The 18918-nt window shown below is 42.5% G+C and carries 16 protein-coding genes and 3 pseudogenes; 6 read left to right on the top strand and 13 right to left on the bottom strand.

From position 1 onward, the window contains the following. Nucleotides 1–42: 42 nt before the first annotated feature. From AC58P7_RS15190 to AC58P7_RS15180, 3 genes are all read right to left on the bottom strand, one after another. A complete protein-coding gene (locus AC58P7_RS15190; RefSeq protein WP_497344174.1) occupies nucleotides 43–366 on the bottom strand; it encodes a metal-sensitive transcriptional regulator in 324 nt (107 codons plus the stop codon). Between the two features lie 413 nt (nucleotides 367–779). Then, on the bottom strand, nucleotides 780–1868 hold the full coding sequence (locus AC58P7_RS15185) for a nitric oxide synthase oxygenase (protein WP_497344172.1): 1089 nt from the start codon (nucleotides 1866–1868) through the stop codon (nucleotides 780–782). Between the two features lie 56 nt (nucleotides 1869–1924). After that, nucleotides 1925–2215, bottom strand: a complete 291-nt coding sequence (locus tag AC58P7_RS15180; RefSeq protein ID WP_497344170.1) for a hypothetical protein — start codon at nucleotides 2213–2215, stop codon at nucleotides 1925–1927. A 188-nt stretch (nucleotides 2216–2403) separates the two neighbouring features. Here AC58P7_RS15180 and AC58P7_RS15175 point away from each other — a divergent pair, with 188 nt between their 5' ends. Beyond that, a complete protein-coding gene (locus AC58P7_RS15175) occupies nucleotides 2404–3024 on the top strand; it encodes a TetR/AcrR family transcriptional regulator (protein ID WP_497344168.1) in 621 nt (206 codons plus the stop codon). Nucleotides 3025–3343: 319 nt separating this feature from the next. Here AC58P7_RS15175 and AC58P7_RS15170 read toward each other — a convergent pair whose 3' ends face one another. Next, entirely contained in the window at nucleotides 3344–4342 is a 999-nt protein-coding gene (locus AC58P7_RS15170) for a type I glyceraldehyde-3-phosphate dehydrogenase (protein WP_497344166.1), read from the bottom strand. A 250-nt stretch (nucleotides 4343–4592) separates the two neighbouring features. Next, nucleotides 4593–5774: a YhgE/Pip domain-containing protein gene (locus AC58P7_RS15165; protein ID WP_497344164.1), complete on the bottom strand. Its 1182-nt coding sequence runs from the start codon at nucleotides 5772–5774 to the stop codon at nucleotides 4593–4595. 185 nt (nucleotides 5775–5959) lie between these two features. On the opposite strand from AC58P7_RS15165, the gene AC58P7_RS15160 reads away from it, so the two are divergent. Then, the gene (locus tag AC58P7_RS15160) at nucleotides 5960–6580 is read left to right on the top strand and encodes a TetR/AcrR family transcriptional regulator (protein ID WP_497344162.1); all 621 of its coding nucleotides are present in this window, start codon (nucleotides 5960–5962) and stop codon (nucleotides 6578–6580) included. Between the two features lie 160 nt (nucleotides 6581–6740). Here the strand turns inward: AC58P7_RS15160 and AC58P7_RS15155 are convergent. Then, nucleotides 6741–6830, bottom strand: a pseudogene (locus tag AC58P7_RS15155) (VOC family protein); the annotation flags it as partial. Nucleotides 6831–7299: 469 nt separating this feature from the next. Between AC58P7_RS15155 and AC58P7_RS15150 the strand changes: the two are divergent. The 3 genes from AC58P7_RS15150 (at nucleotide 7300) to AC58P7_RS15140 (ending at nucleotide 11247) form a co-directional block, all read left to right on the top strand. Further along, nucleotides 7300–8790 (top strand): spore germination protein, encoded by a 1491-nt coding sequence (locus tag AC58P7_RS15150; RefSeq protein ID WP_497344160.1) that lies wholly within the window; start codon nucleotides 7300–7302, stop codon nucleotides 8788–8790. A gap of 1 nt (nucleotide 8791) precedes the next feature. Next, nucleotides 8792–9946, top strand: a complete 1155-nt coding sequence (locus AC58P7_RS15145; protein WP_497344158.1) for a Ger(x)C family spore germination protein — start codon at nucleotides 8792–8794, stop codon at nucleotides 9944–9946. 203 nt (nucleotides 9947–10149) lie between these two features. Continuing rightward, on the top strand, nucleotides 10150–11247 hold the full coding sequence (locus AC58P7_RS15140; RefSeq protein WP_497344156.1) for a GerAB/ArcD/ProY family transporter: 1098 nt from the start codon (nucleotides 10150–10152) through the stop codon (nucleotides 11245–11247). 264 nt (nucleotides 11248–11511) lie between these two features. Here AC58P7_RS15140 and AC58P7_RS15135 read toward each other — a convergent pair whose 3' ends face one another. The 6 genes and pseudogenes from AC58P7_RS15135 to AC58P7_RS15110 form a co-directional block, all read right to left on the bottom strand. Beyond that, complete coding sequence (locus AC58P7_RS15135; RefSeq protein ID WP_497344154.1) at nucleotides 11512–12333, bottom strand: SDR family NAD(P)-dependent oxidoreductase; 822 nt, start codon at nucleotides 12331–12333, stop codon at nucleotides 11512–11514. Between the two features lie 145 nt (nucleotides 12334–12478). After that, nucleotides 12479–13897 carry an MFS transporter gene (locus AC58P7_RS15130; RefSeq protein WP_497344153.1) on the bottom strand — a complete coding sequence of 473 codons (1419 nt, stop codon included), beginning with the start codon at nucleotides 13895–13897 and terminating at the stop codon, nucleotides 12479–12481. Between the two features lie 92 nt (nucleotides 13898–13989). Continuing rightward, entirely contained in the window at nucleotides 13990–14601 is a 612-nt protein-coding gene (locus AC58P7_RS15125; protein WP_497344151.1) for a TetR/AcrR family transcriptional regulator, read from the bottom strand. A gap of 170 nt (nucleotides 14602–14771) precedes the next feature. After that, nucleotides 14772–14978, bottom strand: a pseudogene (locus AC58P7_RS15120) (IS4 family transposase); the annotation flags it as partial. An 84-nt stretch (nucleotides 14979–15062) separates the two neighbouring features. Next, nucleotides 15063–15587: a DUF420 domain-containing protein gene (locus AC58P7_RS15115; RefSeq protein WP_497344150.1), complete on the bottom strand. Its 525-nt coding sequence runs from the start codon at nucleotides 15585–15587 to the stop codon at nucleotides 15063–15065. Between the two features lie 578 nt (nucleotides 15588–16165). Further along, entirely contained in the window at nucleotides 16166–16831 is a 666-nt protein-coding gene (locus AC58P7_RS15110; protein WP_497344148.1) for a DUF2306 domain-containing protein, read from the bottom strand. Nucleotides 16832–17050: 219 nt separating this feature from the next. On the opposite strand from AC58P7_RS15110, the gene AC58P7_RS15105 reads away from it, so the two are divergent. Next, complete coding sequence (locus AC58P7_RS15105) at nucleotides 17051–17554, top strand: HD domain-containing protein (RefSeq protein ID WP_497344147.1); 504 nt, start codon at nucleotides 17051–17053, stop codon at nucleotides 17552–17554. 742 nt (nucleotides 17555–18296) lie between these two features. On the opposite strand, the pseudogene AC58P7_RS15100 reads toward AC58P7_RS15105, so the two are convergent. Beyond that, nucleotides 18297–18698, bottom strand: a pseudogene (locus AC58P7_RS15100) (IS110 family transposase); the annotation flags it as partial. Nucleotides 18699–18918 lie beyond the last annotated feature (220 nt).

The raw sequence follows: 18918 nt of genomic DNA, 5'->3' as shown, positions 1-18918 counted from the left end.
AAATGATAAAAAATCCGGAGTTCTCATCGCTCTCCAGATCCATCATTTCATGAGTTTATTAATCGTTGTTAATAATTCTGTAATCACTTCTTCGTCGCCTTCTTGAATGCGATCGATCACGCAGCTTTTCATATGATGCTCAAGCAATTGCTTGCTAACACCGTTTAACGCAGATTGGATGGATGAAATCTGATTCAACACATCGTCACAGTACGTATCCTTTTCAATGAGCCCCTTAACCCCTCGGATTTGCCCCTCGATTCGGTTAAGTCGGGTAATTAGATTACTTTTTGCTTTGTCGGAATGGTGGCTCTTTCGTTCGCTTGAAGTTGCACACATGTCGTGTGAGTTGCTCTCTTCCTTCATCACAATCACTCCCTAATGATTGCATTTTATCATAGCCCCCCACCCTATGCAAACGACAAAACTAACTTCGATTTCATATCCTATTATCTAACTTGGTCACTTTCTAAAGAATGTGAGGATTGATACTACGCTGGTACTACCCCGTTATGCAACACGGCCGGAACTATCTGCATCGGATCCACATACAAGGAGCACTGGCAATATTCACAGTAAATTTGAAGCGAATATTGAAATTGACTGATTAAAATCTAGCAAAAGACGTATATGTATGAATAGAAAAAGACGGCTCCTTCCATTAAAAATGGAAATGAGTCGTCTTTTTGTTTAGAGAATTTAGATATTCTGAAAAACAGAGAGTTCTTCAGCGGCCTCTTTTCACCATTGGTGAAAGACGAGCGTAGACATTTATGATTTCACCTTTTTCTACGGTGATAAAAGAAATTCGGCAGCTTCACTTCGTTCGAATAATGCTGATGGAAAATATGCGTCGTCGCTGGAGAGAGCGGTGGGATCAGCCATGTCCAATCGCCGGTGAGGTCGCGCCCACTCTTCTCCTCGTTATCTTCAAACCGCTGAAACTGCTTCGCCGCAGTGTGATGATCAACAATGGCTACGCCTTGCTCTTGAAAAGAATGCAGCACCGCTATGTTCAGCTCCACCAGCGCTTTGTCACGCCATAGGGATGACTCGCGAAGCGTGTCGAGCCCCATGATCGATGCTACCCGCGGCAGCATGTTGTATCTGGCTTCATCGGCAAAGTTCCGAGCTCCGATTTCGGTTCCCATGTACCACCCATTAAAGGGAGCTGCGGGATAAATCACGCCTCCCATTTCGAGGTACATGTTCGAAACCATCGGCACCGCATACCACTGCAAGTTCAGCTCCTCGAAGGTGGGCAACTGTGGATGCGTGATGGCGACCTCCAAAATCAACGCTTTCGGAATCTCAAAAAGCCTTGGCGCTCGCTCTCCTACCTGAATCAAGAGCGGCAGCACATCGAAATTCGTCCCTGCGCCCTGCCAACCATAGGCCTGGCATTCTTTCGTGAAGGCCAATGAAGCAGGATCGCCTACGATGCCATCGTCTGTCTCATAGCCTGCATAACGAATCAGCTGCTCGTTCTTAATCTGAACGCGGGGCTTCCCATCTCGTGCAGCCGGGAAAATCGTAATGACGGGGCGAATTTTGCCGCCATTCGTCGCCACCTCGATATGCCTGAACAGCGCGTCCACCATCTCTTCCTCGGTTTCAACGTGACGAGCATCGTGTACACGAAGCGACTCCCAGAACAAGCGACCAATGCAGCGGTTGCTGTTGCGCCAAGCCATTTTCGCACCATGCTCCAGCTCTTCCAGGGTGTGTTCATACTCACCTTTGAACCAGATCGCTTCGGTAATTTCTGCAAGTCGCGACTCGATTTGGGCCTGACTTTTGCCTAACTCGGTGTAGCTGTCTTGTATAAAAGGAATGGCTTTCTCTAGCTGTTGATCCTGAACTTTCATCTGTGTTGCTCCTTCCGTGTAGGTTCATTCTCAAACTCTTGAAAAATAAATACGTTCTAAATTAAAATCGCTTCAATTGCCGTGTCCAACGTTTCCTGGATTTGCATTAGGCTGCCAATCCACATAATCTGCGTCAGCATCCCCGGCGCGTTGCCGCTGGCGTTGTTCGCACCGATCGGATGCACCGTCTGCTCTTGCACATCGAATGGCGTGAGCAGCGCCGTAGCCGTGTCGCCGGTCCGTCTTCCACGACGAGCGCCACGGGCAGGTTCTTCGGCTTCGATCCAAGCACCGAGCCCATCATCGCCATCCCGAATATTGTCAGCACGACAAAGACAGCAATCCATCACGCCATCTCCACCTTATCTTTATATTTATATCGGACACGATGTTGATTAATGACCGTATTGTTAATTATAATGAGAAAGGAGAACAATACAATCGTCAATATCGCGATCACTGTTCACTAATCGTCACTAGGCAGGTATTGTATTCATTAGCACAACCTTTTTTGCAGGAAATGGAGGAAGCATAGATGACAACCGGTAGAATGGACCGAAGACAAGCACGAACGAAGCAACTGCTCCACCAAGCGTTCATGGCACTCATTCAGGAGAAGGGCACGGACGGCTTAACCGTTACGGACATTACGACCCGCGCGAACGTGAGCCGTGGGACGTTCTACCTGCACTACCGGGATGCACAGGACATGCTCGAACAGATCAAGACGGAAATCTTGAACACACTCTCGGTGCTTATGCAGGAGAGCGATGTATACGAAGTAAAAGCTTATGTCGAAAACGACGAGCCTTATCCGAAATTGGTACGGATCATTGAAGAGCTGGAGCACAACGGCGATTTCATGAAAATCATGTTCGGTCCTACGGGCGATATTTCGTTCGGACTGCGCTTCAAAGAGCTAGTCACGAAGCATATTTGGGGCAAAATCACACTGCGACATCCAGATATCGAACAGTTCCTCATGCCCGCCGACTACTTACTCGCTTATACGGTGTCTGCCAATCTCGGTGTGCTCACGCACTGGATAAATACCGGCATGCGCGAGACGCCGTCCGAAGTCGCCCGCTTCATTGCGCGAATTATCTACCACGGTCCGCTGATGTCTTCCGGAGTTTTAGAGGGTCATAACGACTGATCCGGAGAATCTTCATTAAATCACTTCTCTAAATATGAGGAAATGCAGTTCAACCACGGAAGGTTTTGCTCCATTTCCGATCTTAAAAACACCGATTTTGCCTAGATAAAAAAGCAGCTGATCATTTCTGATTAGCCGCTTTCGTAATTTTTTCGTTATCTTATTTCTTTTCCGACACAGCAAAGTAATTTTCTTCATCATGGTACCGCCGGCCGATTAATTTGACGTCATGTTCACTAAACAATGAGATAAAGGACTATCGGCAATGTTCGATAGCCCTAAATGTATAAAAAATTATAATTTCAATATATTAGCATTTTCACTTATTTACTAGATAAGCTGCTACTTCAGCTAACCGTGAAGCATAACCCCATTCGTTATCGTACCATGTTGCAACGGATAGGAGTTCTCCCTGTACCTGAGTCAAAGGAAGGTCGATAATGGAGGAATGGGAATCGCCTACGATACGAGAAGATGCCCATTCACCTTCTAAAACATCCAAAACTCCCTTCAGTTGACCATCTATGGCGGCACTGCGAAATATATCGTTTACTTGTTGTACCGTACATGGCTTTTCCGTAACAAGGTTTAATTCAGCAATACTTCCGGTACGGGTTGGAATTCGATACGCCTTACCCGTAATCTGTAAATCGTTCCATATGAATTTAAGGGCTTTTGCAGCCCCAGATGAAGAAGGAATGATATTTTCAGCAGCGGCCCACGAATCCCTTCGATCCTTCATAGGCTGATCCGTTAGCGATTGCGTGTTTGTATAGGAATGGACGGTCGAGAATAGACCATACTTGATCCCGAAGTTTTCTCTTACGATTTTGACAACTGGAGCCAATGCATTGGTCGTACAACTCGCCATACTAATGATCTTGTGCTTTTCCGGATCGAAACTATCCAGATTTATTCCTTTAAGCAAAACAGCATCGCAATCTTCAAGGCTCTTACTGGGTCCACTAACCAGTACTCTATTTGCACCGCGATCTAAATGGACTTGTGCTATAGCGCGGGTAACGGCTCGGCCTGTACAGTCGATTACCAGATCCACATCCAATGCCTTCCAATCCGGAACTTGTTTCGACGAATTGATAAACTGAATCTCCCGTCCTCCGATAACCATAAGACCTTCCCGTCCGGAGACATCTTCGGGCCAGCGCTTATAGTTGGTATCTACTTCGAAAAGAGCCGCAAGCGTCGCTTCATCTTTAATATCCGAAATGGAAACCGGAACGAAAAGTTGATCCTGCAAAGCGACTCTTAATAATTGCCTGCCGATACGTCCAAATCCGAAAATCCCTATTTTACCCATTGTTAACCTCCATTGAATGATGAATTATAATTTTTCTTAACGATCCATGCTTTATATGCCAAAACTCATTCGGAATATACTCGATCCGAGATTCGGCGGCGATTGTAAGCTGTTTGAGCTGATCATCGAATTCTCGAAAAAGAAATGTAATACTTGTCTTCTTGGTCTGATGATAAATCTATCATACTCATTATTGACCAAATAGTCAATAATTTGAATTTTGGCACCTATTCACGTCTTTATTAGCGGTTTATTTTGCAGGAACAGAAGCAGGAGCCTCATTTGGAGCTTTGACCATTTTCCATGCCGAAGCCAGCAGCAGTGACAGCCCCGCACCCGAGACTGACCAGAGCACCGTAAGATTCAAAGACGTCACCGACACATCCGCAAAATACAGCGAGTTACGCAGCGCCGAAGCCGCGAACTTGAGTGGCGTCCATGCATAAAGCCAATCCTGTGTCGCTTGCGGGAGAAATTCCGGCGCCATGTTCACGACGGGCATCGAGAAAAACATGAGCAGGATCATAATCGGAATCGTCGGCAGACCAATCCAGTTGAACACCGCGGACTGTATTAGGTAGAATGCGACTCCCGCAAGCATAAGTACCGTCCAGGTGCCACCGGAATCAACGAGCGGCATACCGTACCACGCCGTGGCCATCCATACCAGGAAGCCGGAAGCCAAAGTCACGAACACGATGCCTGTGATCGCCTGCGACGATATCACAACGATCCGGCGGCTTTCACCAGCCGATACCTTCTTTGACGACAGGAATAGCAGTATGCTTACGACTAGGCTGCCAATCCACATAATCTGCGTCAGCATCCCCGGCGCGTTGCCGCTGGCGTTGTTCGCACCGATCGGATGCACCGTCTGCTCTTGCACATCGAATGGCGTGAGCAGCGCCGTAGCCGTACCTACTGGAATGACGTTCGTCTGCTGGGAGATCATACCGAGCACCTGCTGTGACATCTCGGCACTAATGCTCCGCGACACCTGGCCGAGAATCTGCTTCACTGTTGTCGACGCCTGCATGTTCATTCCATCGTTTCCGATGATTCGCACCGTCGCGTGTTGCGGTTCCGGCCCGGCAAGTGAAGCGACGCCCGCGCTCAAATTCGCCGGTAGCACGAACGCACCGTAATAGTCCTGCTGATCGAGCCCTTCGTACGCCGCCGCTTCCGTAGCGACAACGTGCCACTCGATCGGCAACGTTTTGTTCGCTAGCAGTTTCTCCTTCACGATCACACCAACGTTCAACTTGCTGCCATTTTGCAGTGTCGCCGGTCCGTCTTCCACGACGAGCGCCACGGGCAGGTTCTTCGGCTTCGATCCAAGCACTGAGCCCATCATCGCCACCCCGAATATTGTCAGCACGACAAAGACAGCAATCAATCCGATCCATACCGTTTTTTGTTTGAAAAATGCCATCACGCCATCTCCACTCTATCTTTATATATCGGACATTGTGTTGATTAATGACCGTACTGTTAATTATAATGAAAAAGGAGAACAATACAATCGTCAATGTCGCGATCACTGTTCACTAATCGTCACTAGGCAGGTATTGTATTCATTAGCACAACCTATTTTTTCAGGAAATGGAGGAAGCATAGGTGACAAACGGTAAAATGGACCGAAGACAAGCACGAACGAAGCAACTGCTCCGCCAAGCGCTCATGGCACTCATTGAGGAGAAGGGCACGGACGGCTTAACCGTTACGGACATTACGACGCGCGCGGACGTAAACCGTGGGACGTTCTACCTGCACTACCGAGATGCACAGGACATGCTCGAACAGATCAAGACGGAAATCTTGAACACGCTCTCGGTGCTTATGCAAGAGAGCAATGTATACGAAGTAAAAGCTTACGTCGAAAAAGACGAGCCCTATCCGAAATTGGTACGGATCATTGAAGAGCTGGAGCACAACGGCGATTTCATGAAAATCATGTTCGGTCCTATGGGCGATATTTCGTTCGGACTGCGCTTCAAAGAGCTAGTCACGAAGCATATTTGGGGCAATATCACGCTGCGACAGCCAGATATCGAACAGTTCCTCGTGCCCACCGACTACTTACTCGCTTATACGGTGTCTGCCAATCTCGGCGTGCTCTCGCACTGGATAAATACCGGCATGCGCGAGACGCCGTCCGAAATCGCCCGCTTCATTGAGCGAATTATCTACCACGGTCCGATGATGTCTTACGGAGTTTTAGAGGGTCACAACGACTGATCCGGAGAATATTCATTAAATCACTTCTCAAAATATAAGGAAATGCAGTTCAACTACGGAAGGTTTTGCTCCATTTCCGATCTTAAAAACACCAATTTTGCCTAGATAAAAAAGCAGCTGATCATTTCTGATTAGCTGCTTTCGTAATTTTTTCGTTATCTTATTTCTTTTCCGATACAGCGAAGTAATTTTCTTCATCATCTGCGAAGTTAAAGACTCTGCCGGAGGGAAGTTCCATTATGTCTCCAACAATCCAAAATCGAAAGGCAAACGGGAATACCAAGTGTACGAAATCAATTTCGGAAACGGCTGGACGGATAAATGGGCTGAAAGGAATTCAGTGTGGGAAGTAGGAACCGTTTGTCAAGAAAAGCACTTGAATAACTTAATGTGTCCGATTTAAAAGAGAAAGTAAGATTATTGGGCCCGAAGGCAAAGAACAGGTACAAAGGAGAATCAGTGTCATTGAACTGCATTAGGCCAACTCGGGCAAACATGCGAATTTAAGTTTACCTGAAACTGCTTCTTTATAAAAAACATCAGAGCAACACACCGTACGATAATAGAAAAAAGAGTGAGATTGCCCAAACGTATATTTCCATTAATCTTTCGCCATGCTTTTTGGTTTTGTTCGTACAAATCCAAATCAGTATTGCATTCATGAATAAGAAATTTTTTCTTAAGGGATAATGTTAAAAAAATAAAGGAGGTGTCTGTGATTGAAAGTACATACGAATCCTGAATCAATTTCCCAGGACATTCTGAACATTGATTTGGCAGAAAATGAAGCATTGATGCGGCAAGTCTTCAATCGATGTTTCGACATCGTTTATCAGACTTATTGTTTACATAACCAGTGCTCAATCCTCATGATTTATGTGAACGGATTGGTTGATACTACAATTTTTGACCCTACCCTAATTGCTTCGTGGCTGTCTGCAAAATTAGGTAGCGAAGGCGAAAATGAATCGTCTACTTCATCCTTGAAAAAACAATTTCCCGCACTGAGATCAATCGAATATTCACACTATGTGAGTGCTATCGTAGAAGGGATACTGCAATCCAAATTGGCAATCATTGTAGATGGGGAATCTGAAGCTGTGCTTCTAGATATTAGCGGTATGGAGCACAGAGGAGTGGAAGAACCAGCTTCTGAGATTACCATCCGTGGCTCTCGTGAAAGCTTTACTGAAACCTTAACGACCAATTCAGCTTTGATTCGCAGAAGAATTCAAACGCCTGAACTCAAGTTGGAATCCGTTAGTATTGGTCAACTATCCAAGACAAAGATTGTAATCGCATATTTGGAGGGAACGGCTCGATCTGAGGTAATCAATTTAGTGAAACAACGATTATCCGTTATACATATAAAAGCTGTTCTAGAATCAGGATATATCGAGGAATTTATCGAAGACAAATCATTTACTCCATTCCCCCAGATACTTAATACCGAACGACCTGATATTGTGGCAGCCAATTTACTGGAGGGAAAAGTCGCGATACTTACTGATGGAACTCCAAATGCTCTTATCGTACCAATGACTTTTTGGACAGCCTTTCAATCCGCTGAGGATTACTACGAGCGTTTTCTATATTCGACGCTGGTACGTTGGACACGTTTTATTTTATTTACTATCACTCTGTTCTTACCGTCTCTGTTTGTGGCTGTAACAACATTCCATCCTCAGTTGCTACCAACCAATTTCTTGCTAAGCATTACATCTGCTCGTGAAGGCGTCCCATTCCCTAGCCTCATTGAGGCTCTTTTGATGGAGTTCCTATTCGAAGGATTACGTGAAGCCGGAGTACGCTTACCCAAAGCGGTCGGATCTGCCGTGAGCATTGTCGGAGCTCTAGTAATAGGTCAAGCAGCGGTACAGGCAGGGATCGTATCCGCCCCTATGGTCATCATCGTATCCTTGACCGGTATCGCCTCTTTCGCGATTCCCCGTTACAATATGGGAATTGCTTTTCGAATTCTTCGATTTCCTTTGCTCCTCCTATCTGGCGCTTTGGGATTATATGGGATCGTAATGGGAACAATTATCATTATGATTCATTTGACAAAGTTAGAATCGTTTGGTGTCCCTTATCTTTCCCCAATCGCTCCAATGTCCGTAAGTGGTCTTAAAGATATACTAATCAGAGCTCCGTGGTGGGGAATGGATTCACTGTCAAGATCGATAATCAGTAGACTAAAACGGAGGTAAAATGAAAGATAAACGGCTAGCCTGTCTATTCGCAGTAATCATTATTTCTTTATTGACTGGATGTTGGGATCGTCGAGAGTTAAATGACAGATTATTCGAATTAGGCGCCGGAATTGATCTTCAAGAAAATGGAAACTATATGATTACCACGCAGTTTATGATTCCATCGAAATCTGGAGAATCTGGAAGTGGTTCAAGACAGTCTTATTTTGTCGAAACGGGAATTGGGCAAAATATATCTGATACGCTATTTAATATTCAACGAAAGTTATCGAGAAAAGTATCCCGTGGGCACCGTCGAAATATTTTTATTGGAGAGCAGATGGCAAAGACCGGCTTTTCAACAATCATGGATTCATTTGCTCGTGACTCTGAAAATCGTTTTAGGGCCGATATTTGGGTTGTAAAAGGTGCTACTGCTCTTGAATTCATGAAAGTGGACTATCCACTCGAAAAAGTGCCTGCTATAGCCGCACTAAAGATGAGGCAAACGATTGGTACCGGTGTAGGGAATTCTTTTTTGGATTATATCATTCAGGAAAACAGTGAGGGTGGTAGCCCTACGCTGCCGGCAGTTGAGATTGAAACAAATCAGAAATTAAATAAAAAAACAATCAGTTTCTTTGGTCGCTCTATTTTTAATCGTAAACAGGAATTAGTTGGATTTTATAATTTAGTTGATTCCGGTCTTCGGTTGTGGGTCATCGGCGAAATGAAAAACCTCCCAATTTTCAGCGTAAAGATGCCAAAAGAAAATGCAATGTTTAGTGTAAATATCGCGCATCTAGGCAGAAGGGTTTATACTCAAATCGATTCCGGCCAAGTTAACATAAAAATCGAATTAACTGGAACTGCCTTGGTTCTCGAAAACAATACAACCTTAAATATTAGAAACATCGAGAATCTAAACAAATTCGAAAAGGCTCTTAATAAAGAAATTGAGAAAGCTGTACTCCGAATCATTAGTACTGCTCAAAAACAATTTAAGTCCGATGTATTTGACTTTGGCGAAACTATCTCCCGACAACATCCACACGAGTGGAAGTCCTTGAAGTACTCTTGGCAACAAGATTTTATAGACGCGAAACTAAGTGTTCAACCTAAAGTTTCGATCAGACAAATCGGCTTCCAGGGCCCATCTTTGACAGAAAATTGATTATAAGGATGAATAAAACGGATGTTATCCAACTCGTGAAGCAACGCGTATCCAAGAGTCATTGGAAAAATCCAGGTTTTCAAATATTTTAGATTCATTTACTCGCGACCCTGAAATAGTAAGCTCAGTGTGTCAAAAGTATTAATCAAACAAATCGGCCTCCAAGGTACATCGGCGGACAACTGACTTTAAGGATGGATAACATGAAGCTTTCGAGTTACCAACTGTTTTGGCTATTGTTTTCCATGGAATTAGGAATGACAAATCTATTCACGTTGAGTCCGGCTTTCGCTGTGGCTAAACAAGGGGTCCTATTAGCTATGGTCATTTCTTTATTTGCTTCGATTGTCATCACGTATATCGCAGCAAAAACCAGCCTTTTTTTTCCTAATGAAACATTTGTTGAATTTGTGCAAAAACTTATTGGACGATGGTTAGGCCGAGCAATTGTACTCATCTATTTGTTTATTTGGATAGTGATTGCTGGAATTATACTCAGAGAGTATGCAGATTTCGTTTATTTGGCACTATTCTCCAATACCCCTTTATGGGTGATTATATTATTCATGCTCATTGTCATGGTATATGCGGTCCATTCAGGACTTCATATCGTAGCACGCTGTAGTGAAATTATTGGCCCATTTATCCTTTTAAGTGTTGTACTATTTTCGATCTTGGCTTTAAAAGACGTTAAACCACTTCGTTTGTTTCCTCTACTTCCCTCGGAAGGGTGGCCACCAGTATTTAGAGGCGGGTTAATTATGACTTCGCTCACTGGGGAATCGTTCATGATCGTAATGCTCATATCATTTATTTCAAACAAAAAGAAGGTTTTATTCTCGAGTTTATGGGGCGTTGGCATTTCATGCTTGTTTCTTTTAAACAATATCGCATACCTTTTAATGGTTTTCGGGAACTCGGTGCCAGCTAAATTACAATACCCGATCTTCTCCTTCATTCAATACATTTCTGTCATGGGGTTCATACAAAACATGGATATATTGGTTGTCGTCGGTTTTATTTTCAGTATCTATCTTAAATTGAGTCTTTACTTATTTATTACGAGCTACGGATCTGCACAGTTATTTCAAATTCGGAACTGGAGAAAAGTAATCTGGGTGCCCGCAACACTTATCTTCATTGTTTCACTTTTACCAAGAAATATCGACGAGTCTCAAGTAATCTTCCCAATGTTCTTGAAAAACTTTATTTTTCCTATATTTCGTTTTGGGATTCCAACTCTTCTTTGGTTAATTGCCATTCTTCGCCGAAAAAATTTGAAGTCGATGCAAGCGGATTGAGAAAATATGCTTTGATTCGACTACCGAGACTGAAAATCCAGGCGTTTCCGACCGGGCAAATAGATTTGCTGGACAAATTAATTGAAACCCATATCGAAGAACTTTGCGAACGATGCGAAGCAGCAGCCGAGATGGATTATAAGTAAGCGTCAAACAGCCCCCACCATGCAGAGATGTTGAGGGCTGTCGTATAATGTATCTATTGTTGTTTATCTACTCAATAGTTCCATTTAAGCACCGTCAGCTATGAGTATTGAGTTCACTTTACTGGCTAAAGTCTGTATTTGAAGCAAGGTCTGCCCATAAATTAACTTCCTCTATTCTTTTCTCTAAAGTTTGGCGAATGCTCACAGTTGCACTTGCACCTACAGGAAAGTGAACTGGTGGATTAGAACTTTCAACCATCGTTATTATGGCATGTACCGCTTTTGCTGGATCTCCTGCAGCCCAACCAGCAATCATTTTGTTTATTCCTTCATGGATAGCTTCGTACTCAGGCAGTCTCTCCGTATGCTCCATTGAGCGCCCAGCAAAATCCGTTGCGAATAAACTAGGCTCCACGGCTGTAGTTTTAATTCCGAATGATTGTAATTCTGCAGCCATCGTATCTGATAGTCCTTCAACCGCAAATTTAGAAGCACTATATAAACTAAAAGTTGGAACACCAAATGTGCCCATAACTGATGAAAAATTAAGATAATGACCGGATAATTGTTTTTTTAATACTGGTAATGTAGCACGGACAACATTTATTAAACCAAAAACATTAACTTCAAATTGTTTTTGGATTTGTTCTTCCGTATATTCTTCAAGCATCCCTTTTAAACTATAACCTGCATTGTTAACAACTACATCAATACGTCCGAATTTTTCAGTTGCCGCATTGACAGCCTTATCAATTTGATCGCGATCGCGTACATCCAGTGCAGCTACAAGCAATTGATGAGGAATTTCTCTTTCCAATTCAAAAAGATTTTTCGGATTGCGAGCAGTCGCTACCACTTTCTCCCCTCTTGCTATGAGTTGTTCGACAAATTGTTTTCCGAACCCACTAGAACTACCGGTAATAAACCATACCTTGCTCATCTTCATTACCTCCCAATTGTTAAATAAGTACTACATCAGCATAGCGCGAACGCGCGAGGCGGCGCTCTTCGTCATCCACCGTCGTCCACGCGGTTCAGTCAATGGAGCGGAAATCATGCAGTGCGTACATTGTTTCGATGCACTGTTATTTCGTAAGTATTGTTGCCCTACTTTGTTTTGGCAAGAGACCGAATGCTGTAAATGTTCCAAGAATTGAAATCACGGCCGCAATCATCCAACTATTATCAAAGGCGCTCGAATTTCTTATGGACGAACCGAGTACAACAACTAAAATTGTTGTCCCAAAGACTGTACCAATTTGTCGGAACATATTAACGATCGCGCTGCCCGTAGCTGTCTGATTAGTTGTCAATTCTTTAGTGGCTGAAGAGATAATAATAGGTAACGCCATTCCATACCCCATCCCGATTATCATCCAGCCAGGAAAAATTTGTGTCCAATAATTAGGAACATTTTGGGTGGATAATGCAAATAGCATGGAACCCACTCCAATCAAAAAGATACCAATAGCAGCGACTATATTAAGAGGAATTCGTTTAGATAGACGTTGACCAACAATGGCAAATGGCCATACCATGCAGGGACCTGTACTAATCGCAAGTCCTGTTGTCAATGAAGACCAGCCCCATACGTTCTGCATGTACATAATAATGGATAACAGTTCCATGGCAAAAGCAATATTAACAAGGAAGATCGTAGTATTTGAAAAAGTGAAAACTGAGCTGCGAAACAATGAGAACTCAATAATAGGGAATGGATGTTTGCGTGAACGAAAGATGAAACCAGTTAACGCAACCGCAAATAAAATGAAGCTTCCCCAAATTGCCGGATGTTCCCATCCTAAATCAGTACCTTTTCCGAGTCCAAGGGACAACCCTCCTATGGAAGCTACAAGAAGTAATCCACCCCAAAGATCTGGTAATCCCGAATTTGTTATCGATCTTTGATTAGGTATATATTTGAATGCAGCTATTATGGCGAATATACCTATAGGAATATTAATGATAAAGATCCATTGCCAGGATAATTCCAGTAAAAAACCTCCGGCAGCAGGCCCTGCCGCCGCCGCAAGTGACCCACTGCTCGTCCAGATTTGAACAGCTCGTCTTTTTTGTTCGTCCGGCATAACAGTAAGCAGGAGCCCCAAACTACTCGGCGTTAGAATCGCGGCTCCTACAGCCTGAAGACACCGAAACAGAATAAGCACCCATAAATGCCCACTAAGTGCTGCCCCTAGACTTGACACTGTAAATAAGCTCAATCCCATTAAGAACCCATTCTTCTGGCCAATTCTATCCGCTAATTTTCCTGCCGGAACCAACAAAGCGGCATAGAAAATGGCATACCCGTTAAGAACCCAACTCAAATTAGATAACGAGGCTTGCCCTATAGAATGTCCAATTTTATTTAGTGCGACATTCACAATAAAAACATCTAAGCTTGCCATGAAAACAGCAATGCATAAGATTATTAAAATTATATTACGATGCTTCGCTGATAGGATATTGTTATTATCCGCGTGGTTTGTTTTTCTGTTATTCATATCAGCAGCTCCCTTATCACAGTCAATTTTCTGCTCACCATTATTGACCAAATAGTCAATAATATATAAAGAAAAGTAATGATCTCTCTAGATTAAATTAAAATTGTTTCAATTGTAGTATCCAATGCTGCTTGGATTTGTTCTTTAGGCATGTTTGCCCGTATCATAACTCTAATTCCAACAATCGAATTGGCCATATTATGCGCTAACTGCTCACTTGTTAGCTTATGAGTTATTGTCCCCATCTGTTGCCCCTCAAGAATAACGCAGTTTAAAATGTCTCTTATCCCGTTAAACATTTTGTCAAACTCATTTTTAACGAATACAAATTCAGGATCCGTCAATTCTAATGAGGAGTTAACGATAAGACACCCTACATTCTTTCTTTCATCATTAAATACGAGGAAATGCTTTTGCAAATATCGTAGTGCATCTAAGCCTAATGAATCATGAGCCATCATTTTCCGGAAACGAGATAGGAAATCATCACAATAAAAAGAAAGTGACTTTTCGAAAAGAGATTTCTTGTCTCCGAATGCTCCATACAGGCTTTGCTTTTTCAACTTTGTTCCTTTCGTTAAAAGTTCATATGATGATGCATTGTATCCATGCTCTCTAAATACTTCAATAGCTTCACGTAAAACTTGGTTATAATCAAATTCTCTTGGTCTGCTCATGAAATTATCATACTCATTATTGAACATGAAGTCAATAACTTGACTGTTAAGGTCAGTTCTTTAGGTCAACGATACGATTTGCTCGCTAACTCCTAATTATTATTAACATGTATCGAAAAATAAATACAAATGGCATTGCTTCTTTTATCAAAGCCATCGTCAATTCTGAATTCAAAAACATTTCCCTGTAATACTGTGTGATCGCTCACGCGTGCTAATAGTTCCGCCTTCTTACTTCGAGTCCACTTCAGGACAGAATCATCTACAATGAAAACTCGTATGCGAGAGTTTGACGTAAGCGACTTGAAATGCCGGATGAAGGTAAGGCTTAAATCCTGGAGGAATCGGCGCCAAGCAAAGCTCGAATGATACAGAAAAAGAATGATGAAGTCCTTGCCTGGTAATTACCAAGCAAAAGGTATTTTTCTATCACTTTTAGGTCGCATGGTGCAGGGCCTAAACTACAATTGTGAGATGCGAAAATTGAGTTAATAATATGGGGAAATGAGCAGATAAACAATGACGCCCGTACAACTCACATATAACCAAATGGGCATGGTTAGTTTGGCAATTTTACGATGCTGCTCGATTTGCATATTAAAACCTCTTGTAGCGGAAATTAGGGCAAGCGGCACATTGATGATCGCTAGCAAGATGTGCGAGATTAAAATAAAATAATAAACAAATTTTAATTCTTCGCTTCCTCCGAATTTGGTTGGTACTGTCAAAAAATGATAAATAACATAAGAGATTAAAAATAATGCTGTCGTGACAAATGCAAAAAGGATAAAATTTCTGTGCACAGTGATGTCCTTCCTCTTAATTGCAATTAGAGAAATAATTAAAAATAAGAAGGTGAACAAGTTAAAAATCGCATTCAGAAGCGGTAAAATCTTAACATTAAAACCAATCGTTCCTTTGTATCCCGGAAGAAAGTATAACGTTGCAATTAACCCTACCAATGCAATTGAAAAAATCGTGATCAATGGCGTATAGTTGCTATTTTTCTGCATTTCTGCCTCCTCGTAACATCTTATTTATTTTTCAGGAATTATAAATTCAGTACTCTATTGATATTCAGCCTACCATAAAATACAAAATATAATAGAGGCTCAATACCAAGTTATTGCTTGAGGTTTCGAGTTGTTCGTATTAATGGCATAGCATGAACCACGCGCTATCATCCGTTTCTATCATTTACCTCTACTATAGCAAAATCTACTAACCTGACAGCATTGTGTCCCCTGCCGGCGATCAGCGCTTTTTTTGTGTGCTGTCAACAAAAAGTAGAGGCTTATGCTTACAAGGTTTTCAAAAATATGGATATATTATCTATGCTGTAATAAATATGCCGATGTTCATGCGATCCATGGCTTTTCGGCGCAACAATGGGTGCCCATCGTCATGCTCAATGGCCGCGTTCATCAGCGGGCATCCTCGCTTTAAGCCGAACACCTTTGAATGCCCATTCGACGGCACGACCGAGATCGCAGACTACAACCTTAGGAAATCCTAAGCCGTAAACGACCGCAGACGAAAAGTAGACCTCTTCTTTCCTTTAGTTCTGTCGTCCCGTAGTATTCATACATCGTCAATAGATCTCAATGTTAGCGGATGAGCCGGACGGGCTTCTATAAATATACCTGTTCACGGCTTCAGCCAAAGTAAGATTGAGAACGATACTCCCATAGACGCCAATAGTATAGCTGGCTTCATAACTCATTCCGATCCAATCATTGAGTACAAATAAAAATATATGAATGAACATGTTCGTAAAGCAGAAAGCATAGCTGCGAGTCATCCATTTGCGGTGCAAATCGATTTTTCTTCGTTTGATCTGGATAAAGGCCGTAATGGTGATGGCCAGCCAGATGATATTTATAAGGTTGAATGCGATGCTGTTCATTTTTCCGCCTGTTGAATATGGAGCCAAATATCCGGAGGTCATAATGACAGCCAAGACGGAGACGAGATACAGAAACCCGTTGCCTCTGTGCATCAGTGGGTATTTTCTCAATAGTGAAGTTGAAAAATTGATCGCGCCCGTCAGCATGGAAATACACGCAACTATGATATGAATATGTAAGACATTCAACCACGTCGTCATGCGGACAGAAGGGATGCTTCCGGTTTTGTGGCTTACAAATTCAGTCGCTTGTGGGTCAACAATCATGTTTGTATAAATGACCCGAACTACAAAAACAGTGACTACAAGTACCATGGTGAAGTATAAGAACTTACTATCCATCTTTTTCATAAGACATCCCCTTCAATATGATTCCGAACGGTATCTTTTTTTTAATATATCACAATACTTTACGGCTTCAACACTCCTAGGACTAATTTCATTAATTTGACAAGACTTTGTGTACAAGTTTAGTTCGAAGGAGTGTCTGTGTTGACTGACCTACATCCATTTGCTAGCATTATGATACCGAACGGTATCTTTATGTTAGCAAAATATATATAGAATGAGATGCAAGTATGGGTAAAGAAATTGCAGGGATTGTCATACCGGACACAAAGCTTGCCAAAGAAGCTACTTGAACGCGAAGTATCTCCAACTCCAATCTTCAATCTTGCTCTTAGAAGCTACATCTTTGGAGCGGCACTTGGGAATAAAATGGGCAAGAAATTTGACGCCGAACTTCTATATCTCTCCGCGATCATGCATGATCTTGGTATTCTCGAACGCTTTATCGGGCCTTCGCGGTTTGAAGTCGATGGCGCCGATGCCGCAGCAGCATTTCTTCAGGAGCATGCTTATCCTTCTGAGAAGATCTCGCTCGTATGGAACGCAATCGCTTTGCACGCCAGTATGGAAATAGCCGCTCGTAAGCAATCGGAAGTTGCTTTGGTTCATCTGGGTGCGTTCACGGACGGCGGGTTTATGAACATCGACCAATTTGCGCCTGCCTTCTTCGAAGAGGTATTTGAAGCCGCGCCTCGACTTGGGAGTCGCCGCGGTGATCCGCCGTAAGCCGCATATCGCCTATCTCAATTTCATGGCCGACATTGGAAGACATCATGTTCATGGCTTCGCTCCTCCGAATATGTGCGATCTATCTGATACCACATCCGCCTTTCGATAAATAGCTCGTACAAAAATAATCCGCTTCTATTTTTTCTTCTTTCTAATTATAAAAATAATAAATAGGCAATAAAAATGAATACTCTACTGATTTGTCCATTTTTCATCCCTCACTTAACTTAAAATACAATCAATTGATTCATTTTCAGTCGTTTATTTTCTCAGCTCTTCTGTCCGTTAGCTTTAATGACAGTTCGATAATCTACCATAAAAAAATAGTCCCGATGACTGTAATAGCTCACCGGGACTAATTAAGAGGATCACGACTTTATTTCAGATTTGATTCTTCCTTTATTTAAAGAAATCTTTATTTTAATGATTTCATCTATTTCATTTTGATCAAACCCATCTAACAACCTATAGTTTGATATCATGCTTAATTCTCCTTCTGATAAAACAGAAGAATTATTTGATTTAAATATATCATTCTCGATTATTATTAAATCATCACAATTAAATTGTTTCTTTATTGCTAATAAGGTATCAAACGATGGATTACAATTTCCTTGCTCAATCTCATCCTTGAGAAATGCCTATTCTATTCGAGAACTCCACTTGATTTAAATATTCAATTTTCGTAATCTACGAATATTGGGCCCAATATTCAGCATTATTTCACATCCAATTAAATAATAAGTGACCCGACAAGCTTTACATTAGCATCCTGCAAAATCTTGTGAATACGATTTTTCTCAGCTGTCGCGTCCCGCAGCAACTTGCGTCGGTAACGCGTCAAATCTCGCATATTCCGAATGTCTTCTGGTGGTACGAAGCTAGGAGTAATGAGTCCAGAACAAAGTAGCTGCGCAATCCAAGCTGCATCTGCGACATCCGTCTTACGTCCAGGAACGTTTTTGATCCGTCTAGCATTCGCTAGGATAAGCGTAAATTGCTCCTCTAAAATGTTCCAAACTGGCTTCCAATACACACCCGTGCTCTCCATGGCAACATGTGTACACTCCCAGTCACTTATCCAGTCAAGGAGTGCTAGTAAACCCTTCGTCGTCGTAGAAAAAGTACGAATATCTTGCTTGGGTTTACGGTGTGACCTGCAGTTCCATTATGGAACATACGGATTCACAGGCCAAGACATTTTCATTCATGGTGGTGGCCGTCAGGCCATGTTAGTTTGGGACAGCTTCTTTTTTTTCTACGACGGCAAGATCATATAACAGGATTTTCCTGCACCTTTAGCGAAGTTAATTATGTGGTTAATTTTCACCAAAGGGGTTGTCTACTTTGCTCGTTAAAGA

The sequence above is a fragment of the Paenibacillus sp. J22FR5 genome, assembly GCF_059691975.1.
Note: the sequence above shows the minus strand (reverse complement) of the source record. Positions and strands in the feature narration are given on the sequence as shown.

Bases quoted from the DNA above. Each gene is read 5' to 3' on its own strand.
- AC58P7_RS15190 (WP_497344174.1), bottom strand. From the start codon at position 366: ATGAAGGAAGAGAGCAACTCACACGACATGTGTGCAACTTCAAGCGAA.
- AC58P7_RS15185 (WP_497344172.1), bottom strand. From the start codon at position 1,868: ATGAAAGTTCAGGATCAACAGCTAGAGAAAGCCATTCCTTTTATACAA.
- AC58P7_RS15180 (WP_497344170.1), bottom strand. From the start codon at position 2,215: ATGGATTGCTGTCTTTGTCGTGCTGACAATATTCGGGATGGCGATGAT.
- AC58P7_RS15175 (WP_497344168.1), top strand. From the start codon at position 2,404: ATGACAACCGGTAGAATGGACCGAAGACAAGCACGAACGAAGCAACTG.
- AC58P7_RS15170 (WP_497344166.1), bottom strand. From the start codon at position 4,342: ATGGGTAAAATAGGGATTTTCGGATTTGGACGTATCGGCAGGCAATTA.
- AC58P7_RS15165 (WP_497344164.1), bottom strand. From the start codon at position 5,774: ATGGCATTTTTCAAACAAAAAACGGTATGGATCGGATTGATTGCTGTC.
- AC58P7_RS15145 (WP_497344158.1), top strand. From the start codon at position 8,792: ATGAAAGATAAACGGCTAGCCTGTCTATTCGCAGTAATCATTATTTCT.
- AC58P7_RS15140 (WP_497344156.1), top strand. From the start codon at position 10,150: ATGAAGCTTTCGAGTTACCAACTGTTTTGGCTATTGTTTTCCATGGAA.
- AC58P7_RS15135 (WP_497344154.1), bottom strand. From the start codon at position 12,333: ATGAGCAAGGTATGGTTTATTACCGGTAGTTCTAGTGGGTTCGGAAAA.
- AC58P7_RS15130 (WP_497344153.1), bottom strand. From the start codon at position 13,897: ATGAATAACAGAAAAACAAACCACGCGGATAATAACAATATCCTATCA.
- AC58P7_RS15125 (WP_497344151.1), bottom strand. From the start codon at position 14,601: ATGTTCAATAATGAGTATGATAATTTCATGAGCAGACCAAGAGAATTT.
- AC58P7_RS15115 (WP_497344150.1), bottom strand. From the start codon at position 15,587: ATGCAGAAAAATAGCAACTATACGCCATTGATCACGATTTTTTCAATT.
- AC58P7_RS15110 (WP_497344148.1), bottom strand. From the start codon at position 16,831: ATGAAAAAGATGGATAGTAAGTTCTTATACTTCACCATGGTACTTGTA.
- AC58P7_RS15105 (WP_497344147.1), top strand. From the start codon at position 17,051: ATGCAAGTATGGGTAAAGAAATTGCAGGGATTGTCATACCGGACACAA.